At 74.6% G+C, this 1,162-nt stretch carries 1 protein-coding gene and 1 pseudogene; both read right to left on the reverse strand.

The window, feature by feature from the left end; translation table 11 throughout:
- Positions 1 to 50: 50 nt before the first annotated feature.
- Positions 51 to 944, reverse strand: a complete 894-nt coding sequence (locus tag FV228_RS30365) for an NAD(+)/NADH kinase (protein WP_147857808.1) — start codon at positions 942 to 944, stop codon at positions 51 to 53.
- Positions 945 to 955: 11 nt separating this feature from the next.
- A pseudogene (locus tag FV228_RS30370) lies at positions 956 to 1,162 on the reverse strand (band 7 protein); the annotation flags it as partial.

Consider the following 1,162-nt stretch of genomic DNA (forward strand, 5'->3'; position numbering starts at 1 on the left):
CGCGTGCGCTGGGCCGGTGACGCCGCCCGCCCCGAACGAGGCCCGCGGTCTCAGGCGACGACGAGGTTGAGGGTCCGGGCGGCGGGGGCGATGTCCACGCGCCGCCCCCAGTCGAAGGCGAGGAAATCCTGCTCGATCCCGTCGGCGAACACGACGCCGCCCTCGTTCATCCGCGACGTCACGGTGAGGGAATCGGCGGCGAGCTTGCCCGCGCGCAGGCCCGTCGCGGTGGCGACGCTCGGAAACGGCTCGCGCACCCAGTAGCCGACCGCCGCCTCCTCGACGCCGACATCGAGGGCGATGTGGGTCGCGTCGCTGATCGACCGGGCCCAGCCGGTCAGGCCGGTCCCGGACGCCACGATCAGGCCGCTCGACGACTGGTCCTCCGCCCGGCCGCGATCCGCGATCCGGTAGCGCGCGGATTGGTGGCTGCGGTGGCCGACGAAGATCTCGTTCAGCGCCAGCAGCCGCGCGCCGCCGTCGAGCACCGCCTGCACCATGGTGCGGCGCTCGATCCGCGCGGCTCCGGCGACGCTGGCCGGCAGCAGCGCCCCCAGCCGCTCCACCGGGGCGCGCGCCAGGATGCCGTCATAGAGGTCGGGCGCCGGATTGACGCCGACCACCGGTTGCCCGTCGAGATACTTCGCGACGTTGGCCACGAGCCCGTCCTGGCCCACCGCGACCACGACGTCCTCGGGGGCGAACAGGAAGCGGTCGAGGTCGGGGCGCCGCACCAGCGCCTGGCGCCACTCCGTCGGCACGCACGCGCGGGCCTGCGCGAGGACCGCGTGGGCCCGCGCGTGGCGGTCCTCGATCTCCGCGATCGACTGCCCGCGGCTCTCCAGGAAGAACCGGACCTGGCCGCGGGTCGCGTGCCGGATCAGCAGCAGCTCGTAATCGGTATCGCGGATCACGAAGACCACCCGGGGCGTGACCCCTGCCATGGCCCGCCCCCTCAGCGCGTCGCGGCCGGCAGCGGCACGGCCCGGCGGAATTCGCCCAGGGCCGCCGCGAGCAGGTCGGGCGTGACGTTGAGGTGCTCGATCGTGTCGAGCTTGCCGGCGAATTCCCGTGCGGCGAGCCCGAGCAGCACGGCCGGCGGCATGTCGCGGTAGATCGCGGCGCGCTGCTGCTCGGCCTCGGCGCGGGCGCCCTCGACGAG

The organism is Methylobacterium sp. WL18, from assembly GCF_008040015.1.
Classification (GTDB): Bacteria; Pseudomonadota; Alphaproteobacteria; order Rhizobiales; family Beijerinckiaceae; genus Methylobacterium; species Methylobacterium mesophilicum.